Here is a 14,989-nt window from a genome sequence, read left to right on the forward strand (position 1 = left end):
GGCTGGCTCCGATGACGACCTCAAGGTGCGCGTCGATCCCGACGTCACTGGTCTCCTGCTCGCGAAACAGCCACCCGAGCCGGGTGGCCACCAGATAGCTGGTCCTCGTGACGCCGGCTCGGTCAACAAGGTGAGTTGGGCGCACAGTCGTCACGTCGTGTTCTCTTTCTGCCCTGGCACGCGAGTGCACGGTGGTGCTCCCAGAAGCCTAGGAGGTGCCACTGACAGTCCCGGGTGAGAGGACGTTCCGGAGATTCCGTGCCCGGCTCGGTGTTCCGGTCCGGCAGCCAGCCGTTCCTGTCCCGCACTACGACCAATCCACATTCAACATCAAATGAGTGCTCAATGAGTGCTAACCTCAATGGGGATTGTCTGTGGGACACGCGAAGGGGCGAGGATGGCCAAGGAATCGGCGAACAACGCGGTGAAGCGGCGCCGTGCCGAGCTGAACCTCACACAGCAGGAGACGGCTCGACGCGCTGACGTATCCCTGGCGACCTGGCGGCGCTTCGAGAACAACGCAGACAGTGCCAGCGCACTGGACGGGTTCCGGGGGGACAACCTGCAAGGATTCGCCCGGGCACTGAAGCTCAGCGTCACAGCGCTGAGGCAACTGACTGACGCCGAGGCCGCTCCGGGCACCGAAGAGCGCGTCGAGATCGACCAGTCGGTCAGCGATGTCGCGCAGCTGTTCAACAGGTCTTTCACTGGTGAGCCGCTCACCCCGGCAGACGCCATGGCCCTGGCCAACACCGTCGACTTCTCCGATTTCGCCCCCACCCGGGACGGCAAGCTGCACCTGGACACCTCGTTCAGCTACGAGTTCGCCGCCTATCTGAAGGGCGAGGCGACGATCCGGGACGTCGGCCTGCTGCGCGACCTGCCTGAACTGGCTCTCACCCAGGTCAACAACCACTGGCTGGTGCGCATGGGCGAGCGCATCATGCGGATCGGCAGTGAACTGGGAGAAGGGCGTGTCCCGCGTCCTCAGTGCCTGGCCGACGAGTACGCCCTGTGGATCGTCATCCAGAACACCGACCCGCCTCAGATCGGCGACGTCCTCGACATGTTCCCCGGGCTTCGGAACGCGGATGACGTGTTCGGCTACGACCCCGATGCCGATGAACCCGACGACGAACTCTCGATCCGGGAGGACTGGATGAACCGCATGGTGGGCGGCCTCCTCCCGCCGGACGAGAGTCACAGCCACCGACGGTATGACCTGACCCTCATGGAGGCGTACGGACAAGGTGTCTACGACCTTGGCGACCCCCGTCACCCTCTTCGCTGGTTCGACCGGGACGACCTGCGTGAACGGTGCGCATCGGAGCTGGCCTTCGTCAGACTGGCGAAAGAGGAACAGAAGGCCCGGACCGCCGGAGCGCTCAACCGTATGTCGGAATTGCTGCGTCCGGGGACAGCCGACAACTCCCACTGACCACGGTGGTTCACGCAGGGCCACGCATGCTGGCGTCAGCGGCGTCTCGCGCGGGCGGTGTCGACCCGTGCAAAATCCTCAGGCCCTTCGTCCATGAGTAGTCCCTCGGGATCCACTAGCAGCGCCACCACCGGATGAAGATCATATCCGGCGGGATCGTCCTCACCGTCATGCCACCGAGCAACCACACGCCCCGCACCCGCCACCAGGTCAGCGAGCTGGAGGGAGGGATGGTCCATCGAGCGGCCGCGCACCAGATCCTGGAGGCGGTCTTGCTTGATGAGGCCGCGGACGAGGCCCACGGCCGTGGCCCCCCGCTCTAGGACGTCGAGTTTGTCGTCGGTCAGCAGCCGCTGGTCGTCGGCGAGGACCTGGAGCTTGCCGCCGTAGCGTATGGACGCGTGGAGAATGACCGTGGGCACCGCAGTGACGAGGGGGTCCATCGTGTCGTCCAGAAGGCCGTGCTCTCCGGTCGGTGTTGCCTCGGCCGGACGCTCACGGGCGAACTCCTCGGCTTCTGGGCGGGTCTTGCGCAGCATGTCCAGGACCTCTGCTGCTTTCTTCGCCTGGGGCGCCTTGCGGCGGCGGGCGTAGGCGTAGGACTCCCGGATGACGGCGTAGAGGTCGTCGACCGTGACCTGGTCACCCGTGCGGTTCTTCTTGGAGAAGAAGCCCACGGCGGTGGCGATGAGCCGGTCGAAGCCGTCACGGCCCAGGGCCCGGGGGCCTTCCGTGGCCAGGTCCAGGGCCAGCTGCCGGCCCACACCGTTGCTGACGATGTCGTAGCCCAGAGCGTGGAACCGCTCCTCCAGCAGAAGGTCGACAAGCTTGGCCGCGGCAAAGTAGTGCTTGTCGATCGCGTACACCGAGGCACGGTCGTGCAAGGGTCCGCCCGGCCCCAGTAGTTCGCCCAGGAGCCGACGGCGCCGACCGGCTCCCCCGCCGGTGAACATCTTCTGGAACTTCACCTCTGTCGCGGACTGTTGGATCCCCGCATCGCGTCGCAGCGTGTCCACGATCGCGGCAGCTTCGGCGTCGTCGATAGCCACCGAGCCCAGGATCATGTAGCGGTCGTGGCCGTGGAGTTGGTCGCCGTGATAGCCGGACTCGTCGATGGCGATCCACCTGCCGGCGTCGGCACGGTCATCGGTGGGTGCCTGGCGGTTGCGGCGGCTGAAGTTCGCTCCGAGCAGCCCCGTACCGGCGTTCGGCGTGTGGTCGCGTTCGATCATGCCGCCCATACTCGGCGTACGGATTCTTGTGGACAAGCCACGGTGCATGCCGCGTCCCGGCGTCAATGCCCCGGCCTGCGCTGTGGGCACTGTGAGGGGCCGACAGCAACCTGGTGGCGAGAACCGGTGAGAGCGGTGGTGATCCAGCAGAGCCGACAGACGCCGTGAGGCGTTCCAGGGCAGTCGGCGGGCGGGGAGCGCCTGTGGTGGATGGAGCGTGTGGTCAACTGCAGCCTCGTCCCGGTGTGTCGCGACCCATCGGGCGGGCCTGCCAGCCCGGCTGCCCGATGCAGCGGCGTGGCTCGTCCCGGGCTCCGAGGGCTGGGGCCCTCCCAGAACCGCAGCGTGACGTAGATCACTTGGAAAAAGTGTCGGGTGATTGCCGGTTCGCCTTCAGGCCGGTCCTTAGGGATAGCAGCCTCATCATGCGCTACAGGTAAGGAGCTTCACATGGTCCTGGTGTGTTATTCGGATCTCGAGGACGATGACCGCGTCGGTGTCCCGGCGCTTCATGCCGCGTTGGAGAGCTGGGTGCTTCGCCTGCTGGTCGACACCCAGGACCGGGCCACGCGCCTGCCTGCCCGCTTCGCCTCACCGATCGAGGACTGCACGCCCGAGGACGAGGCACTGGCGTTGCGGACCATCCGGTTCCTGCTCTACGCACAGGAACAGCTAATGGACCGGAACACCCTCCTTCGCTACCTCTGTCCGGACTGCCCCCGCGATGGGCAGGCGCAATGTCCGGCTCTCAACCGGCCGAGCCCGAGGGGAAAGACCGTGCACGAGGCCGTGTATGCGGTGCGAATCGAACCGGTGCCCGTGCAGCACGGGACCTGGCTGGCGCAGGCTCGGCCTGCGGCATCCCGGGTGCTCGAGCGGCTGCGCCGGATGGCCAGGCAAGTGACCACACCCGTGCCCGGCGCCGGTGAGAAAGCCCGCACGGCTGTCGTGCGCCACCTGTATGAGATGGCGCGTATGTGGAGGGCACAGGGTCTGCCCGATGACGCCGTGAACGTCGGCCAGGAACAGGACGGGGTCTTCGCCCAGGACGTCTGGATCGCCTTGATGGAGAAGGGGCGGCGGAGAAGGGACACCGACGCGAGGCACTCCCCCGTGAACTTCATTGCTGCCGTCCTGCACACGCTCGCCCAACAGCTCAGCGGACCAGAAGCATTCACCACCCGCGAAGCCGTCATGGCCGCGCTGGTGGCACGTAACGCCTGCATCGAGGGTGACACGGCAGCCGTGGACGAGTTCTCTCGGACGTGGCTCCATCTTGGCCGACCGCACGCGTGGCGCGCGGCCGTGGAGATGGCCCTGCTGGGTGACTGGGTTGAGACTCTTGGCCGGCATCTGAGCGGCGATGCCGAGATCATGGAGCTGCTCCACCGTCATACCGAACGGGAACATCGCTGCCTGCAGCCGCTCTGGGAGCGAAAATCCGGCGGCCGCACGGTGCGGCTGCTGGAGGCCCCGGTCGCGTCGGGAGTGTCCTTGAGAGATGTGGTCAGCGATGACCGGCGCCCGGAGAACGGCCTGTTGTACGGCGAGATGGGCGATTGCCGCGTCCTTGCCGTGCTCGCGGATCTGGCACCCACAGAGAGAGCCGTAGCCATGACCTACGGTGCGCAGCGCGTGACATGGGCCCAGGCCGCAGCTCTGGGCGGCGCAGACGCTCCTGATGCGTTCGGCAACCGGGTGCGCCGCAAGCTGAGACGACTGGGACTGCGCCACCGTGCTGCGGCAAGCCCGTCCGCCCCGGTGTCGGCGGCCGGCCAGTGAACATTCTCGGCGCAGCCGCAGCCGAATATCTAGCGAGCCTTGCGGCAGCACTCACGCTGGTCGCAGCGCGCAGCGTCAAGCGGCGCTTCAGGCAGCGAACTGGTCTCACTCCGGGCGCGCCGGCCGCAGATGCGACAGCCGAGCCCAACTCGGGACCGCGCTGACGCCCGGCTGCGGGATGTGTAGGACGCCTCCATGAGACAGGAGGCGTCCTACACCCGGGATCGGCACCCTTTTCACCCTTTTGTTCGCGCCGCCGGGTCCGCGTGGGCGCTGGACGACCTGAGGACCGCGGTGTCACTGTGCTCGCAGACGACCGAGGCATCTACCTCGCCGTCGACGGAGGACCTCCGGCGGGAGGTGCCCTCCTTGCAGGATGTCCCTCCCCTCGTAGCGTAGAGACGTCGTTCTGCCACTTCGGCCCTGAGCTTGATGTTTTCCGTGCTTCTGCCACATGTCGTTCGAACGGGATCGGGGCGAGCCCGTCGTTGGCGCTGCGTCTTCTGCGGGTGTTGTAAAAGTCCGCGATCCAGGTCGAGATCTTGAAGCGTGCCTCGGCGTGGAGGCGAAGTGCCGCGGGTGGGCAAACTCGACCTTGAGCGTGCTGTTGAACGCCTCAGGCGAGGCACCGACAGGGCCCCTTCGAAGCACGTCACCATCACAGACTCACCGACAGCCCGCGCCTTGAAGGTGGCGGATGCGTCGTTGCCACCGCTGATGCCGCCTGGGTAAGCTGCAGACAGCCATGCGGATCCTGGGCTGAAGCGCCGGGTCTGACAGCAACTCACCTCCGCCCCATGCGGACGAGCCAGTAGCTCGTACGACACGTCGGTTGACAGGGTTCCCTCGTTCTTCTGCGGCTCAGGCGCGTGTTCGTGCCGGGGACCGCTCCTGAGATGTGATGTGAGACAGAAAATGATTCATTCGTTCATCGCGCACACGAGCCCTGGACGAAGCAGGGTGTTCGCCCTTGCGAGGAGGCCTGGGGAGGAGCTGGAGGCGGTGACCACACTGGGAGCTGGCGATCTCCGCCTGACCAAGGAACTGGTCAGTGCACTCAACTCCTTCCTGTACGACCGCGACGACAGGGCCCTTGAAAAGGTGCTGGACCGGGCCCCCAAACCGGTGCGTATGGCCGCGCAGCAGTACCTCAGGGACAAGTGCGAACCGGTGATGGGGGCCTTCACCGAGTGCGGGCCGGTCGAGGTCGTTCGCGAGGCTGTTTTCTTCGGGGGGATCGACGCGGAACTCGAGGAGTACCTCGAATGTGCCTACACGATCGGGCTCGGCATCCGCATGTCGAACGAACGTCGGCACGATGGCGGCGTCGGGTGGGTCATCCAGCTGCTCAACGACGAGGTTTCCGTGCCGGCCAGCGCCGAGCCGCGCACCTGGGCTGTCCCCACAGAGGTGAAGCTCGCGCGGACCTGGACGAGTATGCGTCAGGCCGGCGATGCCGGTCCTGTTCGCGGCGCGCTCCAGGTGGCCGCGGATGCAACGGCCACGGGCCGGTGGGTGAGGATTCACACGCTGCTGCACAGCCGCTACGACATCGACTTCGAGGGCAGCGGAACCTCGGAATTCGTCGTCGACATCTTCGACGCCCCCATCCCACTGCATCAACGGGGCGAGTAGGCCAGGGGCTGTCACCCGACCTACTCGCCGAATCGCCCAAACCGGCGCCAGAGGGACTGCGTACAGCCGTTGCCGCCACGGACGTGGACGAGGCGGCAACGGCCGACCCGTCCGGTGAACACCCGAAGGCCGGTACGGGAGTCTTCATGGTGAAATAACGCATGGTGCGTACAGGAACGTGGCTGTGTCGCGTCAGGAGTGGAGAATGGGGTTCCCGGGTGAATGACGGTGCGACACGTGAGAATCCGCCGGTGCCAACCTCGCGTTGGTTCATCTCCGCGCCGGCTGCCACAGATCTCCGCACGTTGCTGAGGGAGCTCAAGCGGCGCGGTATGGACCCTTTTATCCTTTCCGATGGCTAGGGTGGTCGTCAGCGGGCTCTGGCACAGAGTGCGCTGACGACCACCCTAGCCACCAGCGTTTTCCCGGTGCCGACTGATGCGCCCGGCAGACACGGCCGCGAGGCACACGGCAGAGGTATGCAGCCTCGCCAACGGTACGGCGGCGTTCGCCGTCCAGGCCGGGCCTGGGTGACGAGTCGTCGGGAGAGCGCAGACTGAGGCGGGCTGGGCTGTCGTGTCCGGCACGTCGCGGGCAGCTTCTGGACGGGGCACGCTCTGGGGTACGGGCCATCTAAGGCGGGCCCGCGCGCCTGAGGCGGCACGCCCGGCCGACCGGGGGTCAGGGGGTGTCGGCTATGGCCTCCTCAAGCAGGGCTCCCAGGGTCTTGGGGGCGCTGGGCGTCAGTCGAAGCGTGCTGTTGCGGAAGCGGTCCCAGGCCTTGCTGCGGTCTCCCAGTTCCTGGAGCAGCAGCGTCGCTACGGCGGGTGCGTGCGCGGTATGGGCGAGGACCATGGCCGCGGGCAGCCGCCTGAGATGGGATATGTCGATGTAGCGGGAGTCGAGGATGGCCTGGGCGGTCTCGCGGCGGTAGGCGGCGGGGCCCTTGAGGGGGAGGAAGGTCGACAGCGCTGCTGCCGGGTCGTCCTGCTGGGCGAGGGTGTCGTCCGGCGTCACAGGAGGCTCTGCGGACCGGTTGCGTTGCGTTGGTTCTGCTGGCTGAGGTAGCCGGATGCGTTCTTCTGCCTGGTCGGCGATGCGGGTCGCGGCTTCACGGACGTGCTGGTCGGGGTGTTCGATGAAGCGGGCTGCGGCGGCCTCGCTGAGGAACGGGGCGAGCCGGGCGAGCGCTTGTACCGGGCAGAACGGGTTGCGGGCCAGTGCATCGGCGGCCTGGGAGCGTGCGGCGGTCCACTCCGGTGTCGGGTGCTGCTGCCAGGTGGGCGGGGTGGCCTGGCACAGGCAGTGGGCGGCGTCCGCGAGGACGGCGGGTGTGGTGCACACACTGGCGAGTGCCTCGAATGTGTCCCAGCTGCTTTCGTAGATGCCCTCTTCACGGATCTCGTTCACCATTTCGCCAGCGGCAGTGGCGACGGCGTCTCGCAGTCCGGCGCCGTGGAGCAGGAATGCGCGCGGATGCTGGGCTGTGACCTTGACCAGTCTGGCAAGGATCAGTGACGCGCCGAGGGTTCCGGAGAAGAGGTCGTCCTTGCGCGGGTCCTTGGCGAACGCTGACTGCAGGCATGCCAGCAGCACGGGGTCGTCGAGACCGTCCGCGCGGTCGAGGAGAAGGTTCGTGACCAACGGACCAACGTCGGTGTCACGCGCGAGTTGTGCCCACAAAGGACGAGCGGGCGGCGCCTCGAGCAGTGCCCACACGTCGTCCCGCCATGCCTGGGACGCGGCGAGTATCTCCTCGCGTTCCGCATCGGTGCGGGTCTCGGCAGTGTGGCTGAGTGCGGCCGGACGGCGGGCGGCCGTACGGATCAGCGCACAGCGGATCTCTGGGGCGATGTCGGCCTCTGCCATGGCCACGCGGCGGGCGGCACGGTGATCGAGCTGGCCGATGAGCTTGAGCACCAGGTCCTTCGGGCGGCGGGACCGCATGGCACCCAGCAGCACTCTCTCGGCTCCCAGGGCGTCGGCCGCCGCCATCAGGTGGCTGCTGGTCGCCACCTGTGTCGACACAAGAGCTGCCAGGACACGCGGGTTGCGGGTACTCCTGATCATCCGGTCACGTGTCTCGTCATTGAGAGCAGGCCGGGCGAAGAACCGTGCGGCAGCCTCCGGTTGCTCCCGCTCGGTGAGAGCGTCGGCAACGGCACACTGCTGCACCGAAGACAGGCCAGGACTCTCCGCGAGCGCGTCCCAGAAAAAGTGCGAATGCATAAGGCACGAAGATAGCCGCCTGCACCGACACGGGACGGCGTTATTGGAACCTCCAAAGCAGACAACGCCGGGCCTTGCGGGAAGGCTTCAGGGACTCGCTGCGTCGGCCCAGTGCGCGGGGACGAGCTTCTCACTGTGGCGCCATCGGTGTACGACGGCTTCCTGGAACCACGGTGCGGGGAAGTCCACGTGGTCGCAGATGACGACCTGCAGGTCGGGTGCCAGTTCCTCAACCACCTCGTGGATCAGTTTGAACAGCCGCTCTGCCGCGAGGCTGTCTTCGTCGTTGTGGTCGTCGCCGTCGTGGGCTGTGGGGGGAAACCAGACTTGTGAGGGCTGGTCCAGGAAGAGGATGCGCGGAACCGGTCTGCGCTGGCGTACGAAGTAACGGTGCAGGGCCAGGTGGGCCAGGACGTGGTAGCCGACCCAGTTTTTTCCGCTGCCCAGTCTCGAGAGTGGGAGTCTGCCGGTGTGGGTAGCGAACTCGATCGTCAGTCGGCTCGGGTTGAGGTGCACGCCTTGGTGAGCGTGCTCGAGCTGTAGCTGATGGGCCCACTGGGTGATGTCCTGGTTGACGGGAACCAGCCGGTCGAGGAGTTGCTCGCCTGCTGTGTCAGGGGCGAGTTCGGCTTCGAGGGCCTCTACGGCGGCCCGCGCCGTGTCCCGTGCCTGGCTGAGCCGTTGCAGGCCAGCACCCATGGTGCGCTGGAGAGCGGTGAGTGTCCCGTGGATGCGGCCGCGGGCGAAGCCGATGCGGTCCGCGAGTGGAAGATGACCGTTGGTTTGGTCCGCCTGTGCGAGAGCCTGCAGGGCGTGTTCCGTCGCGTGGAGCTGACTGCGTAGCTGGGTGGTCTGTTGGTGGAGGGCTTCGAGAGCGGCACGTCGTGCCGGGCGTAGGGCGTCGATGTCGTTCAGTTGCTGCTGGAGGCGGTCGAGGCTGTTCCTGAGCGTGGTGATCGTCGGGTCCGGCTCGGACAGGACAGAACCGCACAGGACGCAGGTTCTCGCGTCGTCATCCTGGGGTGCGGGAATGAGGTCGAGGCTCGCCAGCCTGCCTCGCGGAATGTGCGCGGAGGCGGCGTAGTCGTCCGCTGCTACGGTTTCGGCCAGGAGCAGACGGCGGTCTGCGGCAAGGGCCCTGAGCTGCTCGCGCAGGTCGGCACAGGTGCGTTCGAGGTCGAGTCTGCGCTGGTCCTCCTGGTGCGCGCGGGGTAACCCGGTGGTGGGTGACAGGACGGCGTCCTGCAAGGCCTGTATGGCCTGAACGTGGTCGTCGGGCGGAGCTGGCTCTTGTACCAGGTTCAGGGCGTGGGCTTCATGCCAGAGGGTGGCAAGGGTGATGTGGTTGGTGTCGTTTGAGTCCTGAGCCCGATGGAAGTCTGTCTCCGCTTGCTTGAGTCGGCTGCGTGCGGCGTTGAGCTGTGCGTGCTTGCGTGCCTGGTCAAGGGGGGATGCGCCGAGGAAGTAGGGCAGTGTCTGTTTGAGGGCGGCGGCAACGTACCGGTCGCTTTGCCGGTGGAAGAGGTGGTTCTTGTCGGCGATCTCGCTCTGGCCCTGCAGGCACAGCAGCGTTGCGTGGCCGAGGTGGGCGTCGGTGAAAGTGGAGCCGCGGCCGCCGGGGGTGGTGCTGTGGTTCTCCTCGATGCCGATGAACCGGCCAAGTCGCTGGCGCAGTGCGCGGCGGTCGGTATTCGCTGCGAGGGCGGTGTGGGGCGGCGGCTCGAGGTCGGGACCGAACCTCAGCATGACTCGCTCGGTGGTCTTCTTTCCGGGTCCAGGGGCGGGGCGGGCGACGAAGGCGCGTGTGGTGTCCAGCTGGAACAGGGCCGCGTACCAGGAGACGGTGTCGGTCATGGGGCCGATGGGGAAGGTGACCGTGTTGCGGCCGGTGCAGTACTCGAAGATGTCGAGCAGGGTGCTTTTCCCCGTTGCGGACTGGCCGGTGACGATGTTGAGTGCGCCCGGTCTGAAGGGGACGACGCGGCGGCCGCCGTCGGCGTTGTAGAGGATGAGGGCGAGCAGTTGCACGCGGTCAGGGTCCCACGCCGAGGCCAGCGAAGACGGCGGCTGTCTCGTTCTCGGCCATCCAGCGGCCGATCAGGCGTGCGCTGCGCAGGATGTCGTGCATCTCGGTGTCCTGGGGTGGCGGGGTGTACGGCCGGACGGATGGCCTGAGGCAGTCGTGATGCAGTTCGAGCATGTCGTGGCGGAGTGCGAATCGCAGTCCAGCCCGCACCGGTGCCACCAGGACCTTGGCGCGGCGGGGAAAGCCGGCCCGCAGCACGGGGTGGTGGCCTATCCAGGCGGACAGGTGGGTGCGGGTGCCGGCGGGCAGTGCTTCTCGTGTGGCCTGGTGCAGTGTCATGGGGGCGATGATGAAGGACAGGGCCCACGGCATGCCTGATGTCTGCCGGCGGGTGTAGGCGTCGGCGGCGGTGGACAGGAGAGTGGCGATCAGCGCCGGGTTGAGCATGGCGGCGACGAGTGCTGCCGGTTCGTTCCAGGCGGTTTCTGCCGCGGGGGCGCGGATCTGCCCGGTCGGTGGGGTGGTCATGATCGCGCCTGCAGCGTGCGCATGCGGTCACGGAAGTCGGGGTGCCATCCCACGCGTCCCGTGTCCGCGAGCCCATGGCGCTGGCCGCGGACGAAGAACGCCTCGTGGTATCTGTCCTGCAGGCAGGGGCCGTTGCGCTGGGAGAGGTCTTTGAGGAGTCTGGCTCCTGCTTGTTGTCTGGCCGCTTCGTCCATCGTGGCGGCGAGTTCGACCTGCATCCACTCGAACTCGGTTTCCCACTCGTCGACGAGGTCGCGGCTGAGAGCGGTGAGTTCGTCTGCTGCGACGAGGTCTTCGGCGATCCAGCGGATGGCCTGGGTCTGTGCACGGTGGTAGTCGATGACCGAGAGCCGTAGGTTCACCGGCGGGTAGGCCACCCATCTCATCTGGTGGACGAAAGGGCTGTCGGCGTAGGCCGTGGTGAGGGCATCGTCGCCCATCTCTTCGCGGGCGGCCATGGTGGGGAGCCGGTTGCGGGTGAACTGGTCGCGCAGGTCGGTGATGGCCGCACGGGCCATTCCGACGTCCACGGCATGTCGGCGCCTCTGCAGCAGTTCCAGTGCCCGTTCATCCCACCACTGCCACACCATGGCCAGGAAGAGGTCCTCATGCCCGACCGGCAGGCACCAGCGCAGCTCCGCGCGGACGAGGGCGGGAACGTCCTCGATGCGCGGTGAGGAGTCCATGACGGTGATCCGCGAGACGAACGCGGCCCGGTCCGCCGGCCCCAGCCCGAGGAACTGCTCACGGGCCTGCTGGATACGCCCGGACGCCTGGTGTAGTGCGGCACGTTCCAGCCCACTCAGGGCCACCGGTTCGTCGCGCGTGTGGGGACGGAGCGCGGCCATCGCGCTGCCAGGACTGGCCTGTTGGGTGGAGACAAGCGCCAGCGCCGGCCCCTCGACATCGCAGGGCACCGCCGTGTCCATCCAGTTCTTCAGGGTCAGCCACACGTCGGGAGAGGCGTCCGTGAGCTGCCGGTCGCTTTTCTGATGGTGCTTGATCTGCAGGAGTTCCGTCGCCGATCCGGCTCGCTCCCAGGCGATGTCGTCATGGAGTTCCAAGCAGATCGCCGCGTCGGGACGTGCATGATCGGCCCTCAGCAGTTCCAGCAGCGCCCACCAGGTCTGATGCTGGTAGCCCAGCACACTGGCCGCAGCGCTGTGAACGGACTCCTCCATACCGCCACTCCCCCTGGATACCAGGCACGAGACAGGCCCCCATGGTGCAGGGACCTGCGCGAAACAGCCATCGCCTTGAGCTTCCCAGCGATGTCTGTTGTACCTCATCACGGCCTACTCCCCCGTCTCTTTGGCACTGCCCCCGAAAGCAACAGGCACGAAGCCGGTACAAGCCCCGTCCTGCCCCGCGGCAACGGTCTAGCCGGGAGCACATCCATGGAGAGGCCCAGGCTCAGGGGCTCTTCGTACGGACGGCGGGAGATTGTGGTCCCGCGGCTTCCCGTCGGCCCCCAATGATCTACCAGGCGTCGGCGGTGTCGAGTGCTCTGCAGAATGCGCTTCCGAGTTGAGGGGGGATGGCCTGGGTTTGCGATGCGCGGACGCGTTCGATGCCCTCGCCGGGGAGGGCATCAGGCCTGAAACCAGAGATGGTTGCCGATCTGGAGGCCGTGCGCTCGCCGAGGTTGAGCAGACCAAGATGGGCTCGCAGCCCCGTGACGAACATTGGGACCTCGGTGGTGCGAGGGCCGGGCGGTGTGGGTGCCCGTCACCAGAGTGGCCCCTGCGGTGGACGAGGATGGAGTTAGCGCCGTCGCCGCTGCCACCAGCGCTGTTGTACACCGGTTGAGGTGCTGGCTGTTGCGCCGTGGTCGGCGTGGGCGAGCGGAGCGGTGAGTGTGACGGGCGAGTTGTCGCCGGTGGTGATGCTGATGTTCTGAACGGCCCTGTGGACCTGCTCAGGGGTAGGCGTGCCGGATCCGGCCGGCATCGTGGAACGCAGTTCGGCGACGAACTGCGTGAGGCGGGTGCGGACTTGGTCGAGGATGTCGTGCAGGACGGAGGGAGAGACCGCCCAGTACAGGTCGTCGATGATGATGGCTCTGCTGCGGTACTTTTCCATCGCGCTCATCAGCGTGCGCAGCTCAGCTGCGCCGGGAAGGCTGAGGTGGACTGCCTGGCCGGGCGGGGTCCGTTCGATCAGGTTCTGGAGCTGGCCGACGCCGTAGGGGATGGTCACTTCTTCGTTGATCGTGCCCCGTGTGATGTCGGGGAGGTGCAGAGCGCTAATGGTTTCACTCTGGCGTTGCCAGGTCAGCGAGTGTGAGTCGGCCTGGATGGGCGCGCGCGGGCGGCGGTAGTCCGGAACGCTGGAGGCGGGTTTGCCTGCGTAACCCTCGAGTTCGTTGAGCGCCCATTGCTTCAGGGGCTGGGAGGCGGCGTGGCCGCCGATGACGAGCGCGAGGCGCAGCAGTCCAGCGAGCGGGACGGTGTCGTCGAGGACGCCGTGCTCCAACTGCTCCACGGGGTGCGGCCCCTCGCGGGTTGGTCCGGTCATCTGCCCAGTGCAAGGTAGGCGACGACGACACTGGCGACCGTTCCCACGGCGCTGACGGCGCCCCAGAAGATGCCGCTGCGATACCACCGCGCGGGAGTGACCGCGGGAGTCTGGTCTGGCGGTGCCAGCTGGCCGGCGCTCGCGTGGCCGCCGTGGGAGGCGTGCGCATGAGGGGCGTTCACCGTGACGGGTGAGTTGTCGCCGGCGGTGACCTGGACCGAAGGGCCTGGCTGAGGTTCCTGCGGTGCGGGCAGATGGCCTCTTCGGCTCATGACGTTCATCAGCTCCTTGTAGCGGTCAAGTACGGTATCGCGGGCATGGGAGAGATCGCGCAGGGTCTGGGCGTACCGTTCGGGGTCGGTGCGCCGCCACTCCGGCGGGACCTCGGTGTATGCGGCGTCGTGGTCGGGGGTGAAGGTGCCGTTGATCTCCTCGACGAGAAGGGCTAGGGCGTCCACGAGGCCCTGATGTGCCACTTCGAGTTCCGGGTCGACGAAGTCGATGACGTCGCGTTGCAAGGCTTCCAGGACCGAGTCGACACCCTCGGCGACGAAGTCGGGGATGCGGCGCATCGGCATCCGTTGGGAGAGACGGACCAGCCAGGCGGCGTCCGCCGGTACCACTTCGGCTACCCGCGCGGCCTTGGCCCGGTCGGAACCCGTGGCCGTCACCGATGCTCCCTCTCGGTAGGCCGCCGCGACGAAGGCTTCCAGTGCCTGCCTGACGGCGTCGGTGTGACGGGTGAAGGCTACGTCGTCGAGAGCACACCGACGCTCCGCGCTGCTGAAGTTCCGCATGTGCAGGTCGAATTGGGCATCGGCGGCAGCCCTGACTGCCGCGTGAAGGGTCTCGGCCGCCGCCGTGACATGAGGGGAGGCCGCCAGTTGCACCTCACGAAGCCTGTCCCCCAAGTTCAGGGCTGCCACATCCGCCTGAGCAACCGATGCCGGCACGGGCGCATCGGCCGACAGGGCGGGAGACGCCAGCCAACCGCGGGTAAGCGTTCCTTGGCATGCCTGAGCCGCCTGCAGGAACGTCGCGTTGTGGCTCATGGGCGGCCTTCCTCGTCACACCGTGATCAGTTGATTCTGCTCCACAGCGGACTCCACTGTTGCGCGGAGGTACACATGCGGCGACAATGCCTTCGCCACGCGCGCGGGGTCTCCCGCAGGAAGGCAACCGGGGTTGCTGTGAGGAAAATGCCAGGCGAGGCGGCGTGAGTTCTACCTACCGTCAGCGCCATGACGACACCTGCGGATACCAGCCGGGAGGAACTATCCGGCCACGGCCAGCCCACCTGCCTTCGACCGCCACTGCCGGCCGCCCAGCAACCCTGAGCAGTCAACGCTCAAAGTGAGCAACCCTCAGAAACCCGCAGGTCACATCGGCTCAATCGATGCAACCCAACAACCTACCCGCAGGTAACTTTGAGTGTGCCCCGCTCATCAAACTGAGCAATGCGCAGGTCAGTCTCGAAGAGCTGCTCACTTTCAACGGGGCCGCAACAGGGTATCGCACGAAGAAGGTGATGAGCGAGGTCGGGCCGATCACGCTGCAGATCCCCCGTGACCGGCTGGGCACCTTCCGGCCCCGTGTTCTGCC

General features: G+C 66.9%; 11 protein-coding genes. 4 read left to right on the forward strand and 7 right to left on the reverse strand.

Annotated features, from left to right (window positions below; genetic code table 11):
- The first annotated feature begins 397 nt into the window (after positions 1-397).
- A complete protein-coding gene (locus tag M2271_RS41945) occupies positions 398-1,438 on the forward strand; it encodes a helix-turn-helix transcriptional regulator (protein ID WP_280892734.1) in 1,041 nt (346 codons plus the stop codon).
- A 35-nt stretch (positions 1,439-1,473) separates the two neighbouring features.
- On the opposite strand, the gene M2271_RS41950 is transcribed toward M2271_RS41945, so the two are convergent.
- Positions 1,474-2,670, reverse strand: a complete 1,197-nt coding sequence (locus M2271_RS41950) for a DUF3800 domain-containing protein (protein WP_280892735.1) — start codon at positions 2,668-2,670, stop codon at positions 1,474-1,476.
- Between the two features lie 450 nt (positions 2,671-3,120).
- On the opposite strand from M2271_RS41950, the gene M2271_RS41955 reads away from it, so the two are divergent.
- Both M2271_RS41955 and M2271_RS41960 read left to right on the forward strand, forming a co-directional pair.
- Positions 3,121-4,452, forward strand: coding sequence for a hypothetical protein (locus M2271_RS41955; RefSeq protein ID WP_280892736.1), 1,332 nt, complete (start codon positions 3,121-3,123; stop codon positions 4,450-4,452).
- Between the two features lie 1,002 nt (positions 4,453-5,454).
- Positions 5,455-6,087 (forward strand): hypothetical protein, encoded by a 633-nt coding sequence (locus tag M2271_RS41960; protein WP_280892737.1) that lies wholly within the window; start codon positions 5,455-5,457, stop codon positions 6,085-6,087.
- Positions 6,088-6,768: 681 nt separating this feature from the next.
- Here M2271_RS41960 and M2271_RS41965 read toward each other — a convergent pair.
- The 6 genes from M2271_RS41965 to M2271_RS41990 all read right to left on the reverse strand — a co-directional run bounded on the left by M2271_RS41965 (position 6,769) and on the right by M2271_RS41990 (position 14,277).
- Positions 6,769-8,316 (reverse strand): hypothetical protein, encoded by a 1,548-nt coding sequence (locus M2271_RS41965; RefSeq protein ID WP_280892738.1) that lies wholly within the window; start codon positions 8,314-8,316, stop codon positions 6,769-6,771.
- A gap of 87 nt (positions 8,317-8,403) precedes the next feature.
- Positions 8,404-10,344 (reverse strand): DUF3732 domain-containing protein, encoded by a 1,941-nt coding sequence (locus M2271_RS41970; protein ID WP_280892739.1) that lies wholly within the window; start codon positions 10,342-10,344, stop codon positions 8,404-8,406.
- Positions 10,345-10,348: 4 nt separating this feature from the next.
- On the reverse strand, positions 10,349-10,870 hold the full coding sequence (locus tag M2271_RS41975; RefSeq protein WP_280892740.1) for a three component ABC system middle component: 522 nt from the start codon (positions 10,868-10,870) through the stop codon (positions 10,349-10,351).
- Positions 10,867-12,051 carry an ABC-three component system protein gene (locus M2271_RS41980; protein ID WP_280892741.1) on the reverse strand — a complete coding sequence of 395 codons (1,185 nt, stop codon included), beginning with the start codon at positions 12,049-12,051 and terminating at the stop codon, positions 10,867-10,869. Before M2271_RS41980 ends, M2271_RS41975 begins: the two co-directional genes overlap by 4 nt.
- A gap of 583 nt (positions 12,052-12,634) precedes the next feature.
- Positions 12,635-13,387 (reverse strand): hypothetical protein, encoded by a 753-nt coding sequence (locus tag M2271_RS41985; protein WP_280892742.1) that lies wholly within the window; start codon positions 13,385-13,387, stop codon positions 12,635-12,637.
- Positions 13,384-14,277 (reverse strand): hypothetical protein, encoded by an 894-nt coding sequence (locus tag M2271_RS41990; RefSeq protein WP_280892743.1) that lies wholly within the window; start codon positions 14,275-14,277, stop codon positions 13,384-13,386. The genes M2271_RS41985 and M2271_RS41990 overlap by 4 nt, the downstream gene beginning before the upstream one ends.
- Before the next feature lie 506 nt (positions 14,278-14,783).
- Here M2271_RS41990 and M2271_RS41995 point away from each other — a divergent pair.
- Positions 14,784-14,989, forward strand: a 206-nt coding sequence (locus M2271_RS41995; RefSeq protein WP_280892744.1) for a transposase, incomplete at its 3' end; no start/stop codon positions are given.

The organism is Streptomyces sp. LBL (assembly GCF_029893585.1).
Taxonomy (GTDB): Bacteria; Actinomycetota; Actinomycetes; order Streptomycetales; family Streptomycetaceae; genus Streptomyces.